The 16,087-nt window shown below is 63.1% G+C and carries 15 protein-coding genes; 7 read left to right on the plus strand and 8 right to left on the minus strand.

Annotated features, from left to right (window positions below):
* Nucleotides 1-12 precede the first annotated feature (12 nt).
* Together C5P05_RS12460 and C5P05_RS12465 are read left to right on the plus strand one after the other, a co-directional pair.
* Nucleotides 13-963, plus strand: coding sequence for an NmrA/HSCARG family protein (locus C5P05_RS12460; RefSeq protein ID WP_114970151.1), 951 nt, complete (start codon nucleotides 13-15; stop codon nucleotides 961-963).
* Nucleotides 964-977: 14 nt separating this feature from the next.
* Nucleotides 978-2,288 (plus strand): NnrS family protein, encoded by a 1,311-nt coding sequence (locus C5P05_RS12465; protein WP_114970152.1) that lies wholly within the window; start codon nucleotides 978-980, stop codon nucleotides 2,286-2,288.
* 14 nt (nucleotides 2,289-2,302) lie between these two features.
* Here the strand turns inward: C5P05_RS12465 and C5P05_RS12470 are convergent, their stop codons facing one another.
* From C5P05_RS12470 to nosZ, 7 genes are all read right to left on the minus strand, one after another.
* A complete protein-coding gene (locus C5P05_RS12470; RefSeq protein WP_420130746.1) occupies nucleotides 2,303-2,932 on the minus strand; it encodes a nitrous oxide reductase accessory protein NosL in 630 nt (209 codons plus the stop codon).
* Between the two features lie 2 nt (nucleotides 2,933-2,934).
* Nucleotides 2,935-3,519: a nitrous oxide reductase accessory protein NosL gene (locus C5P05_RS12475; RefSeq protein WP_114970153.1), complete on the minus strand. Its 585-nt coding sequence runs from the start codon at nucleotides 3,517-3,519 to the stop codon at nucleotides 2,935-2,937.
* Entirely contained in the window at nucleotides 3,516-4,331 is an 816-nt protein-coding gene (locus tag C5P05_RS12480; protein WP_114970154.1) for an ABC transporter permease, read from the minus strand. The genes C5P05_RS12475 and C5P05_RS12480 overlap by 4 nt, the downstream gene beginning before the upstream one ends.
* A gap of 9 nt (nucleotides 4,332-4,340) precedes the next feature.
* On the minus strand, nucleotides 4,341-5,288 hold the full coding sequence (locus C5P05_RS12485) for an ABC transporter ATP-binding protein (RefSeq protein WP_232834458.1): 948 nt from the start codon (nucleotides 5,286-5,288) through the stop codon (nucleotides 4,341-4,343).
* Entirely contained in the window at nucleotides 5,263-6,522 is a 1,260-nt protein-coding gene (locus C5P05_RS12490; RefSeq protein WP_114970155.1) for a nitrous oxide reductase family maturation protein NosD, read from the minus strand. The genes C5P05_RS12485 and C5P05_RS12490 overlap by 26 nt, the downstream gene beginning before the upstream one ends.
* A gap of 7 nt (nucleotides 6,523-6,529) precedes the next feature.
* Nucleotides 6,530-9,178, minus strand: a complete 2,649-nt coding sequence (locus tag C5P05_RS12495; protein ID WP_114970156.1) for a 4Fe-4S binding protein — start codon at nucleotides 9,176-9,178, stop codon at nucleotides 6,530-6,532.
* A 97-nt stretch (nucleotides 9,179-9,275) separates the two neighbouring features.
* Nucleotides 9,276-11,201, minus strand: coding sequence for a TAT-dependent nitrous-oxide reductase (nosZ, locus tag C5P05_RS12500; protein WP_114970157.1), 1,926 nt, complete (start codon nucleotides 11,199-11,201; stop codon nucleotides 9,276-9,278).
* Between the two features lie 224 nt (nucleotides 11,202-11,425).
* On the opposite strand from nosZ, the gene C5P05_RS12505 reads away from it, so the two are divergent.
* From C5P05_RS12505 to mnmD, 4 genes are all read left to right on the plus strand, one after another.
* Nucleotides 11,426-11,824: a c-type cytochrome gene (locus C5P05_RS12505; protein WP_114970158.1), complete on the plus strand. Its 399-nt coding sequence runs from the start codon at nucleotides 11,426-11,428 to the stop codon at nucleotides 11,822-11,824.
* Between the two features lie 20 nt (nucleotides 11,825-11,844).
* Nucleotides 11,845-12,879, plus strand: coding sequence for an FAD:protein FMN transferase (locus C5P05_RS12510; protein WP_114970159.1), 1,035 nt, complete (start codon nucleotides 11,845-11,847; stop codon nucleotides 12,877-12,879).
* Nucleotides 12,880-12,973: 94 nt separating this feature from the next.
* Complete coding sequence (locus C5P05_RS12515; protein ID WP_114970160.1) at nucleotides 12,974-13,228, plus strand: hypothetical protein; 255 nt, start codon at nucleotides 12,974-12,976, stop codon at nucleotides 13,226-13,228.
* Nucleotides 13,229-13,237: 9 nt separating this feature from the next.
* The gene (gene mnmD / locus C5P05_RS12520; RefSeq protein ID WP_114970161.1) at nucleotides 13,238-13,963 is read left to right on the plus strand and encodes a tRNA (5-methylaminomethyl-2-thiouridine)(34)-methyltransferase MnmD; all 726 of its coding nucleotides are present in this window, start codon (nucleotides 13,238-13,240) and stop codon (nucleotides 13,961-13,963) included.
* Here mnmD and C5P05_RS12525 read toward each other — a convergent pair.
* The gene (locus C5P05_RS12525; protein ID WP_114970162.1) at nucleotides 13,948-14,256 is read right to left on the minus strand and encodes a hypothetical protein; all 309 of its coding nucleotides are present in this window, start codon (nucleotides 14,254-14,256) and stop codon (nucleotides 13,948-13,950) included. The genes mnmD and C5P05_RS12525 overlap by 16 nt on opposite strands.
* Before the next feature lie 273 nt (nucleotides 14,257-14,529).
* Between C5P05_RS12525 and C5P05_RS12530 the strand changes: the two genes are divergently transcribed.
* Nucleotides 14,530-16,005: a cytochrome P450 gene (locus C5P05_RS12530; protein WP_114970163.1), complete on the plus strand. Its 1,476-nt coding sequence runs from the start codon at nucleotides 14,530-14,532 to the stop codon at nucleotides 16,003-16,005.
* The last annotated feature ends 82 nt before the right edge of the window (nucleotides 16,006-16,087 follow it).

A 16,087-nucleotide genomic window follows, 5' to 3' on the forward strand; every position in this document is an offset into this window, starting at 1 on the left:
AGGAGAGTTGCCATGACTGATCGAAAAATCATTGCTGTGGTCGGCGCCACCGGGGCGCAGGGTGGCGGTTTGGTGCGTGCCATTCTGAACGATCCCGGTGGGGGCTTCAGCGTGCGCGCCATCACCCGCAATGCCAGTTCCGAGCAGGCCAAAGCGCTGGCCAAGCTGGGCGCGGAGGTGGTGTCCGCCGATATTGACGATGAAGCAGGCCTGACGGCGGCGCTCAAGGGCACGCATGGCGCGTACTTCGTCACCTTTTTCTGGGCGCATATGTCGCCAGCGAAGGAGAAGGCTGAAGTCCGCAGTATGGCGTCCGCCGCGAAGGCCGCCGGCATCCAGCACGTGATCTGGTCCACGCTGGAGGACACCCGTCAATGGGTACCGCTGTCGGACAACCGCATGCCGACCTTGATGGGGGAATACAAGGTGCCGCACTTCGATGCGAAAGGTGAATCCAACAAGTTCTTCACCGAAATGGGCGTGCCCACCACATTCATGTACGCGTCCTTCTACTGGGACAACCTGATCCATTTCGGCATGGGCCCCAAGAAGGGGCCGGACGGCAAGCTGGCTTTTACCCTGCCGATGGGCGACAAGAAGTTGGCCGGCATCGCGGCCGAGGACATCGGCAAATGCGCCTATGGCATTTTCAAGAAAGGCGCCGAGTACATTGGTAAAAGCGTCGGGATTGCCGGCGAGCATTTGACCGGCACGCAGATGGCGGCCTCGCTCTCCGCTGCTCTGGGGCAGGCGGTGCAGTACAACGCGGTGACGCCCGAGATGTACCGCAGCTTCGGGTTTCCGGGCGCCGATGACCTGGGCAATATGTTCCAGTTCTACCAGGACTTTGAGGCCGACTTTTGCGGCCGGCGCAGTATCGAAGAATCACGCGCCCTGAACCCCGCACTGCAGACCTTCGACACCTGGCTGGCCGAGAACAAGACCCGCATCCCGCTGGCGTAGCGGGCCGCAAACCAGTGAAATCCATTCCCATCCAACCAGCGGCTGAAACCCAGGTCTTGCGTGACGGGAGGGGCAACACGGCGGGCGCGCCCTGGCGGCCGCGCTGGCTGCTGGTCGCTCCCCACCGCCTGGCCTTTTTCATGGCGGCGCTGATGCTGGCGCTGAGTTCGATCTGGTGGGCGGTCGTCTTGCTGACGCGGGCTGTCAAGATCACCCAGTTTTGGGCCGTGCCGCCGGCCGCCGCGCACGCGCTCTTGATGAGCATGGGCTTCATGCCGCTCTTCTTCGCCGGTTTTCTCTTCACGGCCGGACCCAAGTGGTTGGGCCTGCGCGAGGTGGCAGCCCGCAGTTTGTTGCCGGCCTTGAGCCTGATGCTGGCGGGCTGGGTCGCGGTGCTGATCGGCTTTCATACCCACGCCCAGCTGGCCAGCGCCGGCTTGGCGCTGGTGGCGGCCGGCTGGACGGTGCTGAGCCTGAAGTTCTTCAATCTGCTGCGACAAAGCCATGTGCCGGATCGTGTTCACGCCAGTCTGGTGGCCGTCGCTTGTAGCGTGGGTGTCATCACCTTATGGACGGCCGTGCTGTCGCTGGCCCTTGGTTCAACGCTGATGCTGCGAGTCGCCACCCAGGTCGGTCTTTGGGGATTTGTGGCAACGGTATTTGCCGTGGTGTCGCACCGCATGATTCCCTTCCTGGGCGGCAGCGCGGTGGCGTTTCTCGATGCCTGGCGGCCACTGTGGCTGCTGTGGGTGATGGTGGCCATGCTGTGGCTGGAGGCGGGCTTCAGTGCTGTTGACCTGGCGTGGTGGCCGGGGTCCGCGGCGATGCGATGGGGCCAAGTAGCGGTGGAGCTGCCCTTCGCTGTGCTGATGCTCTGGCTGGCGCTGCGCTGGGGACGGATGCAGAACCTGAAAATCCGGCTGCTCGCCATGCTGCACGGTGGCTTCACCTGGCTGGGCATTTCCTTCGCGCTGAATGCGCTGTCCCACGCGCTGATGGCGCTGACGCATGGTGAGCTGTCATTGGGGCTGGCGCCGCTGCATGCCATGACCATGGGCTATCTGGGTGCCACCATGCTCGCGACCACGACGCGCGTGAGCAGCGGCCACGGTGGCCGGCCCGTGGCCGCCGACAACATCGCCTGGAGCTTGTACTGGATTCTGCAAAGCGCCGTGCTGCTGCGTGTCATCGCGGCCATCTGGCCCGCCGCCAGCACCCCGTTCACGCTGCTGGCGGTGGCGGCGTGGAGCCTGGCCACGGTCGGCTGGGCGGTGCGTTATGGCCGCTGGTTCGGTCGGCCCCGACTGGATGGCCGTCCCGGCTAAGCGCGGAATCAGGATCAGCCGGGCGCCGGCGCGTGCGCGTGGCGGCGTTCACCACCGAGGTCTTGCAGCAATTGCGGGCTGATCTGCCAGGCCTCCAGCCGCACCCCGCCGCGCGTGCCGGCAAAACGCTGTGCCGCGGTCGCGCTGGCAAACGCGGGCAAATTGCCTGCGCGCATAGGCCCCAGGGCGTTCGAGCCGCTGACATAAAAGGCCTCGTGCGCACTGATCCAGACACCACTGCTGACATCTTTCACATAACTGGCCGCGATTTCGCTGGCCTGGCGGCCGCGGGTGTAGCGCCCCACGTCCTGCAGGTAGAGGAAAAGGGTGAGTGGCGAGTCAAAGAACTGCGCGTCGCCGTTATGAAAAATGATCTGCGCAGCCCAGTCCGGTGAACGCGCCGGGAACATGCCACATACCGGGCAGCGCGCATCCGCGGGCACCGGACGGGCTTGATGCAGGCCCAGGCCTGACTTCGGGTCATAGGGCGTGGGCGGCGCCACCACGCAGAATTCGCCAGCCGCCGCCAGCAGGGCTGCCTCCGCGGACATGGTGCGCCACGGATTGGGCAGCAGATAAGCGGCGCCGGCCAACCCGACGAGCGAGGCCCCCAACAGTCGCTTGAGTGCAGGCCGACGCAACATCACTACATCTTGCCGTCATGCAGCGCGCCGCCGCTCAGATCCACCATCTCGGGCTTGACCTCGGCATAGCGCAGCAACTTGCCACCCCATTGCGCGGCGAACTTCTGGGCGTCCGACTCCTGCGCGAAGCTGGCAACCGTCGGCCCCATCGAGCCGTGGCGTTTGCTGCCCAGCACATAGAAACCGCTTTTGGCGTCCATCCAGTGGCCGCGCGGCTGGTCCCAGTCGGCCTTGCCCATGTCTTGCACGTACACCGCCACCACCTTGCGCACCTGCTCGGGCCGCAGCATGGTGTTGAACAGCTCCACCGTGTCGCAGAAGAACACCGGCGCGGCCGCACCGGCATAGTGAATTTGCCCCTTGGGGCCGGGGTAGTCGACCAACAACATGCCATCCAGCTCGCAGGTAGTGGACGCGCCGATTTCCACCGGCGCCACGGTTTTCGCATCGCCGGCTCGGTCGCCGCAAGCGCTCAGTCCGCTCAGCGCGCCCAGTGAAGCCCATAAGGCCAGACCGAGCAGTTGGCGGCGCTCGCCGCAGGGCTCATTGACGGTGTTGTGGCGACGGCAGGAACAGGTAGGTTTCATGATTTAAATCTCCAGCGTGCCAGCGCAAGCGGCACAACAATCCAGGCCAACATGACCGAGCCCATCAGCCAGGGCTTGGCCAGGGCGGGCGGCACGATGCTGGCCAAGCCATACAGGGTGCGAACATCTTCCAGGGAAAACACATTGAGGATGCGAAACACATCCGCCGGGTTCAGCAACAACATGTACGCAAACGCCTCACCGCCGTAGCTGCCGCCCGTGGCCACCAGGCCGCCCAGCAGCAGCAGGTCAAACACCAGCACAAAGAAGAACCACAGCGCGATGGCAAGGCCCGAGGCGCGCGTGCGTTCGCGCGCGATCACCGACATCAGCACCGCCAGACTCAGAAAGGCCAGGCCCAGCAACACCGAGCTGAGCATGAAGCCCCCGTAGTGGTACAGCCCCGCCCAGCTGAACTGCTTGAACAGCAGCAAGGCCACCAGACCAAAGCCGGCGAGCGTGGAGAGCGTGAGCGCCGCCGCCAGACCCAGGTACTTGCCGAGCAGCAGTTCGAGGCGCGTGATGGGCAGGGACAGCAGCAGGTCGAGCGAGCCGCGCTCGCGTTCGCCCACCACGGCGTCAAAGCCCAGCAGCAAGGCGATGAGCGGGATCAAGTAGATCACCAGACTCACCAGGCTGGTGATGGTGAACTCGATGGAGCGCAGGCCCAGTTGACCCTGGCTGGCGCCGCCAAAATAGGTGATCACCAACGAGAACACCGTGAACACCAGGGCCACGGCCAGCACCCAGCGGTTGCGCACGCGGTCGCGAAACTCTTTCGCGGCCAGGGTCAGGATTTGGGTTATTTCCATTGTTTCACCTCAATCCGTCAAACCAAAAAAAACGTCTTCCAAAGAGGGCTCATGGATGTTCAAGTCCAGCAAGCCGGCGCCCAGAGCGGTGAGCGCACCCAGCACCACCATCTTGCTTGCGCGCGGGCAGCTCACCCGCAGGCCGTGATCGGTGACGACGCAACGCACTTCTGTCAGATGGCTTAACGCCTGCTGCGCCAGCGCGGCGTCGGCGGGCGCCAGTCGCAGGGCCAGGCTTAGCGGCAGCTGCATCTGGTCGCGCAGGGCCTGCACGCTGCCCAGCGCCTGGATCTTGCCGGCCGCCATGATGGCGAGGCGATCCACCCGCTCCTGCAGCTCGGCCAGGATGTGCGAGGTGATGAGGATGGTCACGCCTTCGTCGCGCAATCCGCGCAGCGTAGCGTAGAAATCGCGGATCGCCTGCGGGTCCAGGCCGTTGGAGGGTTCGTCCAGGAACAGCACCCGCGGTGCGCCCAGCAGCGCTTGCGCGAAGCCCAGGCGCTGGCGCATGCCTTTGGAATACTCCCGCAGTGGCCGCGTCGCCGCATCCGCCAGGCCGACGCGCGCCAGCGTGGGCGCGCATTGCGAACTGGGGGCGCCCTTGAGCCGGGCGAAAAAACGCAGGGTCTCCAGACCCGTCAGGTTGTCGTACAGCACCACGTTCTCGGGCAGGTAGCCGATGTGGCGGCGCGCGGCGCGAAAGTCGCGCCCCCCCACCTTCGCGCCATCCACCATGATCTCGCCGGCGTTGGGCGCGATCAGGCCCAGCATCATCTTGAAAAGCGTGCTCTTGCCCGCGCCGTTGTGGCCGATCAGGCCGAAGATCTCGCCGCGCTGCACGGTGAGGTCGATGCCGTCCACGGCATGCAGGGCGCCGTAATGCTTGGCGACACCGCGCGCCTGAATCGCCGGGCCGGCATGGCCCTGGGGGTTACTGACCGGGATAGTGCTTGTCACGCCACTCACTCCATTGTTTGTTGTTGGGTTGCATGCGTGGCTTCGGGTCCACCACACTGGGCACGCGCAGCACCGGGAATTGTTGGGCCACCAGGCGCAGTGCCTGCACCGCCGGGCTGGCCAGCAGCAGCTTGATGCTGGGATAGCGCCAGGTGAGGCGGTCCACCATGTCGTTGGCCTCGTAGCGCACATCGCCGCTGCCGTTCCCGTCGCGGTCCCAGCCCAGGTAGTTGCTCCAGTGGTTGCCGCTTTGGGCGCCCCAGACCTCGTCGCGCGCGCCGACGTAGCGCACCTGTTCGCGGTTGGCGATGAAGTCATTGCCCTCCACCACGTTGCGCGTGGAACCGGCCGACAGATGCACGCCCACCTGGTTGTCCACCACCAGATTGTTCCTCAGCGTGGCGTACTCGACGTCGTAAATGAAGAAGCCCCGTGCGTTACCGGCCACCACATTGTTCTCGATCACCGAGTCCTGAATCGTGCGCAGCATGATGCCGTGGTCGGAGTTGCCCCAAGCGCGGTTGTTGCGCACCACCTGGTTGCGCACTTCCATCAAGGCCAGGCCGCCACGGTTGTAGTAGCTCTCGTTGTCCTCCCACAGGTTGTAGTAGGAGTTCATGTAGTGGGTACCGTAGCGGCTGTGGTGCAGTTTGTTGCCCTTGAAAATGGCGTGGTGCGACACATCGACGTAGAGCGCGTCGCGCACGAAACCGATGTTGTTGCCGGTGATACGCGCGCCGGTGGTGTTGTAGAGCTGCACGCCGTTGCCGCGTTGCGAGGAGTTGTACTCGCGCTTACCGGTGATCAGGTTGGCCTCGATCAGCACATCGTTGGCCTTCTCGATCCACAGCCCGAACAGGTTATAAGTGAGGTCGCAATGCCGCACCACGGCGCGGTGAGCGCCGGGATAGATATAGATGCCGGCGTTCTGGTCCTTCAGGCTGTCGCCCGAGTCGCGCACGATCAAGCCCTCCAGCACCACGTCGGTCGCGGTCACGCGCACGGTGTCGCCTTGCTGCGCGCCGCTCAACGTGGGGCGCCCGATGCCGCGCAGGGTGAGCGGCTTGTTGACGAGGAAGTTGCCGGTGTAGAGGCCACGCTCGATTTCCAGCACATCGCCGGCTTTGGCCAGCACGATCGCCTGCTGCAACGACTCGCCCGGTTTGATGCGCAAGGTGGCCGCTTGCGCGCTGGCCAGCAAGACCGCCAGCAGAAGGAACAGGGCTTTGCGCATGGGAATGTCAGATGACCAGCAAGCCCAGCGTCTTGAGGGCCAGGAACAGCGCCGCGCCGATGAGCAGGTTCTTGAAGCCCACGTAGCTCATCATGTCCATCACGCCGGCCACGCGGTAGTGGTCGCGCCACCACGGACCATCCTTCACATAGCGCCGGCCCGACAGGCGGATCAGCACCTCGTACACGCTCCAGCCAAACCACCAGCCAATGATGGCGCTCGAAGACAGGTCGCCCATCGCCGTCATCACCCAGGCCACGCTGGCCGCCACGGCCAGCGAGAAGCCCGCCACCTGCAGCGCACGCTGTGAAGCCCAGCCCTCGCTACTCCATGGCCACAGGTGATCGCGAAATTCCAGCCACAACCACTGCAGGCCGCGCACGCCGACCTTGTGCGGCGGCAAGGTGAGGTCGGTGGGCATGCGCGGGTCCGGCCCCTTGGCGGCGGTGGCGCTGATCTGCGAGCTCACACCGTCGCTGACGGGGTGGATCGGAATGAAGTAACCGTCGCGGCCGATCGGCGTGATCTCCAGCCCGTCGCGCTCGCGCCGCTTGCGCTCCTTGGCCAGCGGCGGGCAACCCTTGGTGTCGGTGTAGAGAATCATGCAGTCGAGGCAATGCAGGCATTCACGGTGATCAATGCGACCCGCCGCATCAATCGCCTGGGCGCCGCAACCCACGGCACAGGCCTTGCAGCTGTTGCAGTCCTGCTTGCGCTTGAGGCCGAACCAGCGGAAGGTACTGGGCATGGCCAGCGAGGCGCCCAGCGGGCAGATGTACTTGCAATACGGCCGCTCGATGAAGATCGATAGGCCCAGCAGCACGGCCACAAACAGGCCATAAGGCCAGCTGCGGTTGCTGATGCCCACCAGGAAGGTGGTCTTGAAGGGCTCGACCTCGGACAGTTTCTCGGCCAGCCCCATCGAGAACATCGATATCGTCAGCAGGCCGAAGAAGACCGCGTACTTGAGCCATTTCAGCCGGTCGTGCCACACCTGCGGCACCTGGGTCTGAAAGCGCTTGAAGCCGATGATGCGCGCCACCTTGTAGATCGCCTCGGAGAGCGAGCCAAACGGGCACATCCAGCCGCAAAACAGCCCGCGCCCGAACAGGAACACGGTGACGATGATGAAGATCCAGAACAGGAAGATGAACGGGTCCGTCAGGAACAGCGACCAGGTCCAATGGAACAGGAGCGCGTGGAACCAGGTCAGCACCTGGGTGATGGAGGGCTGAGCCATGGCGCCAAAGCCGACGAAGCCAATGCTCAGGGCCCAGGCGCTGTACTTGAAGACATTCACCGGCCACTTGTTCTTGTGCGTTGACAGGCGCGTGAGCTTTTCGCGAAACGCATAGACCACGCTCACGATGACCAGCAGCACGGCAAACAGCGCGATCTCCAGCGCGCGCGATTTCCACACCTGAACCCACGGGGCGGCGGCTTCCTTGATCACCGGTCGCCCGCCTTCGAGCAATTCGGAGGCCAGCCAGTATTTGGTACTGAAGTTGGAGAAGCTGCGCGCGCCGGTGGCGGGGTCGACCCGATTGCCCAGGAATGACAGGCTCCAGGGATAGGCCGCGGAGAAGGCTTTGGAACGAATCACGAAAATGGCCGACTCGTTGAAGCTCGGAGCCCCGGCCGCCTCCAGGCCGTAGAGGTTCAAATAGTCCAGGTCACGGAAGGTGAAGGCGTCCGCGCCCTGCCTGACTTGCACGCGGTCATAAATACCGCCGCGCACAAAGCCCGAACCCTTGAAGGATTCGATGCCGGCCGTGCGGACGATGAAAAAGGCGTGCTCGCCCTCTTTGAGCTGCATGCGCAGATTGTTCCAGCTGTTTTGGCCCAGCAGGCTGATGCCGATGTCGGGGTGATTCAAATCACCAAACCACAATTCGATGAAGGGCTCGGTGCCGCGCGCCAGACCCACTTGTTCGGGCTTGACGAGCAGGCGCTGCACACTGCCCTGTTCGACCAATTGCGCCCAGTTCAGGCGCTGGCCGCTCTTCACATAGCGTGCGGGCAGGCGCACCGTCGGCGCCAGGATGCCGACCTGGCGCGCCACGGCGGTGCCCGAGGCCATCATGACCTGGTTTTGTGCGATCACGGTCACGGTGGCGCCCGAGATGGCGTCCACGCCCAGCACATTCTCGTCGGGACGCGACTGGCCGACCTCGATCTTGTCGGCCACCGACTTGCCGATGTACTGCTTGTTGAAGTTCAACAACGCGGATTCGGGAATACCCAACAACAGAATGGGCTCGGAATGCTTGAGCACCTTGATGCCCACGAAGCGGCCCTTGAGGTCCATACCCATCAAAGTGACCACTGGCTTGCCCGAGTAGGCGGGCGTGTCGGTGATGTCGGTGGACAGCATCACGTAGCCCAATAGCTTCTTCTTGCCGGCCTCGGGCGCGCCGTAGGCCTCCACATAGGGTGGCTGGCCCAGGCGCTCGGAGAAGCTCAAGGCGCCGGGAAACACCTCGGTGCAAGGCACCAGGGCGCACATGTCCTTGGCGGTATTCAGGTCGGGCGGCAATGCCGCTTCATAGGAGCCTGTGGCCGCGCGTGCGCCGCTTGCACACAAGGCAAGCAGAAGAAAAAAGACAGTCAGGTAAGAATTCACCTTGACTGTCAACTGTCGGCATCGCGAATACATATCTCGTTCCTGCTGGGCAAGCGCCGCCCGATGGCGGCGCTTGCGTGGAGGCGGCGGGGCTCGAGCCCGCACGCCTCCGGGGCTTCAATTTCCGGAATCAGGCTTCAACAATCATGCGCGTGCGCATTTCAAGGTGAAGCGCATGGCAGAAGTGGGTGCAGTAGCACCAGTACACGCCCGGCTTGTCGGCGATAAAGGTCACCGAGGCCGTTTCTTGCGGGTTGACGATGAAGTTGACGTTGTACTTCGGAATCGCAAAGCCATGCGTCAAATCCTCCACCTTGTCCAGATTGGTCAGGATCAAGGTGACTTCGTCACCCTTCTTGAGCTTGAACTCGCGCAGGCTGAAAGCCGGGGCCTGCGACGTCATTCTGACGGTCACCTTCTTGCCGCTGCGGACCACGCCGGAATCCTTCGGGTCTTTGGTGGCCAGCGGGAACTCGTCCAGCGTGTAGACCTGTTTCGGACGCACCAGGTCGCGCTTGAAGATGATGAAGTCATGCGGCTCGCCGCGCACCGGGTGATCGGCCAGCAAGACCATCTTGTCGCCGGAGATGTCGACGAGCTGCTCGTTTTCCGGATGCAGCGGGCCGACCGGCAGGAAACGATCCTTGGAGAATTTGCAACCCACCGCCATGTACTTACCATCGGCAGCCCGAGTCTCGGATTGCGAAGCGTTCACGTGGCCGGGCTGGTATTGCACATCCAGGCGATCGACGACATATTTGGCGGTCTTGTCACCGGCGTGGAATTTGATGGCGGCGTCCACATTCCACTTCACCATCTGGCTATCCAGGAACAGGGTGGTGTAGGCGTTGCCGCGACCGTCAAAGGCGGTGTGCAGGGGACCCAGTCCAACTTCGACTTCAGCCACAACGGCGGCGTCGAGTTTTTCCAGCTTGCCGTCGAACCAGTCCAGCACCTTGGCCAGTTCGATCACCGTGACAGTCGGTGACAACTTGCCGGCGCAGATGAAATATTTGGCGTCGGGGCTGGCATTGACGCCGTGCGGATTCTTCGGCACCGACACATAGGCGGTGAGCGCCGTCTTGGCGTCTTTATTGGCCTCGCGGGTACCGTCGACGACGGGCACTTTGGAGTCGCCATAGGTCTTGAACTTGCCGGCTTTCACCGCCGCCTCAACGCGGGCCACGTTGAAGAACAGGCAGGCGTCACGCTCGGCGGACATCATGTCCTCGTACTTGACACCCATCTCGGTGTTGTACTGGTTGGTCGCGGCCAGCTTGCCGTCATACGACGTGGCGGTCAGGTCGCAATTGCCGTCGATCAGGACCTGATAGCGCACTTCCATGCTCTCGGCATCCACGCAAGTGAACAGCGAGTGGTATTTCTCGGGTTTGTCTGCATCGGCACCGGTGTTGGGCAAGGGAATGGCGAACTCGGCGCCGCAGAACACGCGCGTGGTGTAGTTGATCGCTGGATCGACCGGGTCGGCCTTGTCCGGGAAGATGCCGTGGAAGCCCTGAATGTTGGGGATCTCGGTGATCTTGTCGCAGGTGAAATAGTCGAGCCGGATGCGCGCGATGCGGCCGTTGATCTTGTCGTTGATCCAGGCGTAACGGCCGTCGTAATTGCCATCCTTGTAGGAGGCATGGGTGTGGTGGCTGTCAGCCACCGTGTACTTCAGGCTGCCATCGGCCTTGGTGCCCATGATCTTCTTCGATTCATTGGTGATGCCCCAGCCCACCAGCGCATCCGGCACAAAGCAGGGAATGCGATGGAGTTCACGCCCGGACGGCAGACCCAGCACCCGCATATCGCCGGTGTGACCACCGCTCCACAAACCGTAGTAGGTGTCCAGCTCACCCGGCTTCAGGTGGGTGGCATTGGCGCTGGCGTGCCCCGCAATGGCAGGCGTCGAGGCGGCAGGTGTGGCTGCACTGGTCGGCTTGTCGGTGCACGCCACCACGCCTCCCAAGCCGGCCAGGGCGGCGGTGTTGATGAACGTGCGGCGACCCATCGCCGAAGCGGCTTTGGGTTTCAGTTGCTGGTCTTGACTCATGATGAGGTCCTAGTTAGTCAAATGTTTGTTTTTGTTACAAAACAGGCGGGGCTTGACGATGTTTTCCCACGGACCAATGGTCATCGAAAGGTGATCCAAATCGTTTGACTTGGATCAAAAGGGCCTCATATAAGATGCAAAATTAATACATCTTATATGAGAGAATTCTTTCGTCGAATGTCGTCACCGACATTTATGTCTATTCAACTTCCATGAAAGATGCCATGAACAAATCCACACTGCTGTTGGCCACATTGAGCCTGGCCCTGTTGAGCGCCTGCGGGCAAAAAGACGCTACCGCGCCTGCTACCGCTGCGGCCCCCGCACCGGTGGTCGCTGCGGCTCCTGCACCCGCCCCTGTCGCCGAAAACACCGCCGGCAAGTCGACGTTTGGCAAGGTCTGCGCCATGTGCCACGCGATTGGTGCGGCCGGTGCGCCCAAGCCGGGCGACAAGGCCGACTGGGGCCCACGCATCGCCCAAGGGATGCCATTGATGGAAAAACACGCGATCGAAGGCTTCACCGGCGCCAAGGGCGTGATGCCGCCACGCGGCGCCTCGACCACACTGACCGACGACGAGGTCAAGGCCGCCGTGGCCTACATGGTGGATCAGTCCCGCTAAGCTGACTTGGCCGACGGATCATGCGTTCGCATAACTTCGATTCCATTCAGCACGGTCGACGTCGCCTGGTCATGGCCTTGCCGCTGATGGCGTGTGGCCTGGTCGTGGCGCCGGTGCAGGCCAAAGCCGGCGTTCATCAGGTCTCGCAGGTGTTGATGGGCACGCGCGTGGACCTGACACTGCAGGACGATGATGCATCGGTCCTGCCCGCCGCCGCCCATGCGGCGTTCGCGGAAATGACGCGGCTGGCGGACATGATGAGCCGCTACCGCAGCACCAGCGTGCTCAACGCCATCAATTTGATGGCGGGGCTGCGACCCGTGCCGGTGCCTGCGGAACTGATGCAGGTACTGCAGATGGCGCGTCAGGCGGCGCAGGCCAGTGGCGGTCAATTCGACACCACGGTCGGATCGCTGCGGGACTGGAACTTCGACCCCGAGCATCCGGTCATTCCCTCGGCGCAGCAGATCGCAGCGCAATTGAGTCTGGTCGATCAGGAACACGGGCTGGTGATCGATGAAGGTGCTGGCACCGCGTACCTCACAAAAAGAGGCATGCGCCTGGACTTGGGCGGCATTGCCAAACTCCCGATTCTCCAGGCCGGCCTGCGGCAATTGCAGCGCCATGGCTTGGCCAACGCGATGATCAACGGCGGTGGCGACGTATTGGTGATGGGGCGTTTGAACGGTCGCCCCTGGCGCGTGGGTCTGCGCGATCCGCGCCATCCCGAAAAGGTGCTGGGCATGGTGTCCTTGACGCAGGGATTTATAGCGGCCTCGGGCGATTACGAGCGCTTCGTGATGCAACAGGGCAAGCGCTTGCATCACATTCTGGACCCCAGGACCGGCTACCCGACCCAGGGGCCGCATGGGGTGACGCTGATCAGCGAGCAACTGGAGGCGATCAATGGGCTGGGCACCGCCCTCATGGTGGCAGGCGCTGACGCCGGACGGGCTCGGATCGCACGCACCCCCGGGGTGGATGCGTTGATCGTCGATGCCGACAACAGCCTCTGGCTCTCGCCTGGCATGGCATCGCGTTTGGGTCGCGCCTGAATTAGCGGCCTCTCAAGCGGCCCGCCTCAGCGAACTTGTGCAGTCCCGGCACAATATCGACTCCACCATCCCAAACCCTTGAACTGGAGACGCCATGAGAACCGAAGACTTGATACTTGCGGCCCAGGTGCGCGAACTGGCGGCAGAGCTCCGCCACCAACATGCTTACCGTACCAAGAAGGACATGGAAGCGAGACTGCCACCCGAACAACACGAGTCGCTGGAGGACTTCATGGAGAAATACCGGACAGCTCATCCCGTGACGAAGTTCATACCCGAAGCCATGCAAAAGCTGGAGAAGGTGTCGGAGGTCATTCAGACCTATATGCGGACACATCCACAGAGCTGATCTTTGTCTATGAACGAAGCTGTTGTGTGGCTGGACGACGGCAGCCCGCACAGCCCCCGCTTCAATGACCGCTACCGTTCACGCACAGGGGGTTTGGCACAGGCGGCCTCCGTGTTCCTCGCCGGTTGCGGCCTGCCCCAGCGCTGGCGTGACAGAACCCAATTCACGGTACTCGAAACAGGCTTCGGCCTGGGCCTGAACTTTCTGACCACGTGGGCGGCGTGGGAGGGCGACGCCCAGCGTTGCGAGCATCTGCATTTTGTTTCGGTCGAAGCCTATCCCGTGGCAGCGACGGACATCGTGCGCAACGCGCAGGCGCCAACGCCGGCGAGTGAGGCAGACGCCCAGCTGTCTGCGCGCGTGCAGGTCTTGGCGCAGGAACTCGCCCGGGCCTGGCAGGACCTGACACCCGGCATTCACACCTTGCGCTTTGCCCAGGGGCAAGTGCAGTTGACGCTGGCCGTGGGCGACGTACAAGCCACGCTGAAAAGCCTGGCGTGCGTTGCCGATGCGGTTTACCTGGATGGATTCAGCCCCGTGCTGAATCCGGAAATGTGGTCATCGACCACGCTGCAGGATGTGGCGCGCCTTTGCCGCCCAGGCACAACATTGGCCAGCTATTCCGTCGCGTTAAGTGTGCGCGATGACTTGAAACAGTTTGGTTTTTCGGTGAAAAAGTGCCCAGGTCTGCCGCCCAAACGCCACCGCCTCCAGGCTGTTTATTCGCCCCCCTGAGTCTGTATCGAAACCGCGCTCGCGCGCAAGGCGAGCAGCTGCGATGCGAGGGCAAAGCGTATCAGTCCGGCTGCATAGGATGGGTCGCAATGAAAACGGGTTGGGTCAATCCACCAGCCCTGCCCAGCCATCAGCCATTTGAAATCCACTTCCGCCAGCAGAGAAACGCGCGAATCGGAGCGGCTCGCGACGTCAGCGACCGCTGGACATGGCTCTGCCTGACTTGGCAGCGTGATCCCGTCGCTGGCGACGGCGGTCGGGAAGATGCGGGCCAGGGTGTTCTTGATATCCATAAGTGCCTTTCAGTGCAGACGATCTCACTGTGGCGCCCAAGTGCTTGTCCGTCTGTGGGGGACCGCACATTGCGCCGGTGCAGAGGCGAAAAAAAGCTTGCTCCCCGGATAGCCATCAGCCGCCAAGGAAATCGGCTGCCGTAGCTTCTGCGAACGTTTTTGATATTTCGCAAGCGTTCCTCCTCGAATACGTGCAAGGTCTGTGTTCCGCATCCCAAGTCGCCATGTCCTGATTCTTACCGGGTCTGGCTTTCCAACCGTACGGAGGGAACGATGGACAACACGGTCATGGAAGAACGCTCAGCACCGCTAACGCACAGACTCCGCCAATTCATAGAGCTGCCCGGTCCGCGGAGCGTGCCTGTGTTCGGCAACGCCTTGCAGATCAACACCTCGCGCATGCATCTGCAGCTTGAGGAATGGTGCCGCGAATTCGGTCCGTTCTACAAACTGCGGCTCGGCAAACGCAAGATCGTCGTCGTGGGCGACCACGAGGCAGTCGCGGCCATCCTGCGCAACCGACCGGACGGCTTTCGCCGCACGACGCGTCTGGATGAAATCTGGACCGAGATGGGTCTGATGCCCGGCCTTTTCGGGGCCAACGGCGACGCCTGGCGCCGCCAGCGGCGCATGGTGATGGCGGGATTCGATCCGGCCCATGTCAAGCGCTACTTCCCGTCCCTGCAGCAGGTGGCGCAACGCCTGCATGGGCGCTGGCACAGCGCTGCCAGCCAGGGGAAAGCCATCGACCTGCAGGCCGACCTGATGCGCTTCACGGTCGACACCATCGCCGGACTGGCCTTTGGCGCGGAGGTCAACACACTGGAGTCCGACCAGGATGTTATCCAGCAACACCTGAACAAAATCTTTCCGGCGGTGTTCAAACGCCTCTTTGCAACGGTGCCGATCTGGCGCTATGTGCACTCGACAGCGGACCGTCAACTAGCGCGGAGCATCGCCGAGATCAAGGTGGCGGTGACAGGCTTCATCGCGCAGGCCCGCGCGCGCCTGCAGAGCAACCCGACCCTGCGCGAACAGCCCGGCAATCTGCTCGAAGCGATGATTGTTGCCGCCGATCAAGCGGACAGCGGCATGGATGACGCGCAGGTGGCGGGCAATGTGCTCACCCTGCTGCTGGCCGGCGAAGACACCACGGCCAACACCCTCGCCTGGATGATCCACCTGCTGTGGCGCAATCCAGCATCACTGGCCCTCGCTACCGAAGAGGTGCGGCGGGTTTGCGGGGACACGGTGGCGCCGACGCTGGCGCAGATCGACCAACTGCTCTACATAGAGGCCTGCGCCCACGAGACCATGCGGCTCAAGCCGGTGGCGCCACTGCTGCCGCTGCAGGCGCTAAGCGACACGGTGATCGGTGATGTGCAGGTACCCGCTGGCATGGTGGTTATCAGCCTGATGCGCCGTGACGCCGTCAGCGAGACCCACGTGCCACGCGCCGCCGCGTTCGAGCCCGAGCGCTGGCTGCCCGACGAATCCCCCGATCAGGCGGCCCACGCCGCCAAGCGCATCTCCATGCCCTTCGGCGCGGGCCCGCGCATCTGCCCAGGGCGCTATCTGGCGCTACTGGAGATGAAGATGGTGATGGCCACCTTGCTCGGCCACTTCGATATTGAAGGCGTCGACACACCCGATGGCGGGCAAGCGCGCGAGCATCTGTCGTTCACGATGGCGCCGGTGGGTCTGCGCATGCGCCTGCGCAACCGAGTGCTGCAACCGGTCGATGCCTGAGTTGCCCCATTGTTCGCGGTACCTGCCGTGCTGGCTGCAGCACATATGGTTGCTGATGCTGATTTGAACAAACACGGCGATG

It is taken from the genome of Rhodoferax ferrireducens (assembly GCF_003347515.1).
GTDB lineage: Bacteria > Pseudomonadota > Gammaproteobacteria > Burkholderiales > Burkholderiaceae_C > Rhodoferax.

What these genes read in the sequence shown, in the direction of transcription:
- nosZ (WP_114970157.1), bottom strand. Translation starts at nt 11,201, where the DNA reads ATGAGTCAAGACCAGCAACTGAAACCCAAAGCCGCTTCGGCGATGGGT.
- C5P05_RS12515 (WP_114970160.1), top strand. Translation starts at nt 12,974, where the DNA reads ATGAGAACCGAAGACTTGATACTTGCGGCCCAGGTGCGCGAACTGGCG.
- mnmD (WP_114970161.1), top strand. Translation starts at nt 13,238, where the DNA reads ATGAACGAAGCTGTTGTGTGGCTGGACGACGGCAGCCCGCACAGCCCC.
- C5P05_RS12495 (WP_114970156.1), bottom strand. Translation starts at nt 9,178, where the DNA reads ATGTATTCGCGATGCCGACAGTTGACAGTCAAGGTGAATTCTTACCTG.
- C5P05_RS12475 (WP_114970153.1), bottom strand. Translation starts at nt 3,519, where the DNA reads ATGAAACCTACCTGTTCCTGCCGTCGCCACAACACCGTCAATGAGCCC.
- C5P05_RS12505 (WP_114970158.1), top strand. Translation starts at nt 11,426, where the DNA reads ATGAACAAATCCACACTGCTGTTGGCCACATTGAGCCTGGCCCTGTTG.
- C5P05_RS12530 (WP_114970163.1), top strand. Translation starts at nt 14,530, where the DNA reads ATGGACAACACGGTCATGGAAGAACGCTCAGCACCGCTAACGCACAGA.
- C5P05_RS12510 (WP_114970159.1), top strand. Translation starts at nt 11,845, where the DNA reads ATGCGTTCGCATAACTTCGATTCCATTCAGCACGGTCGACGTCGCCTG.
- C5P05_RS12480 (WP_114970154.1), bottom strand. Translation starts at nt 4,331, where the DNA reads ATGGAAATAACCCAAATCCTGACCCTGGCCGCGAAAGAGTTTCGCGAC.
- C5P05_RS12470 (WP_420130746.1), bottom strand. Translation starts at nt 2,932, where the DNA reads ATGTTGCGTCGGCCTGCACTCAAGCGACTGTTGGGGGCCTCGCTCGTC.
- C5P05_RS12460 (WP_114970151.1), top strand. Translation starts at nt 13, where the DNA reads ATGACTGATCGAAAAATCATTGCTGTGGTCGGCGCCACCGGGGCGCAG.
- C5P05_RS12490 (WP_114970155.1), bottom strand. Translation starts at nt 6,522, where the DNA reads ATGCGCAAAGCCCTGTTCCTTCTGCTGGCGGTCTTGCTGGCCAGCGCG.
- C5P05_RS12525 (WP_114970162.1), bottom strand. Translation starts at nt 14,256, where the DNA reads ATGGATATCAAGAACACCCTGGCCCGCATCTTCCCGACCGCCGTCGCC.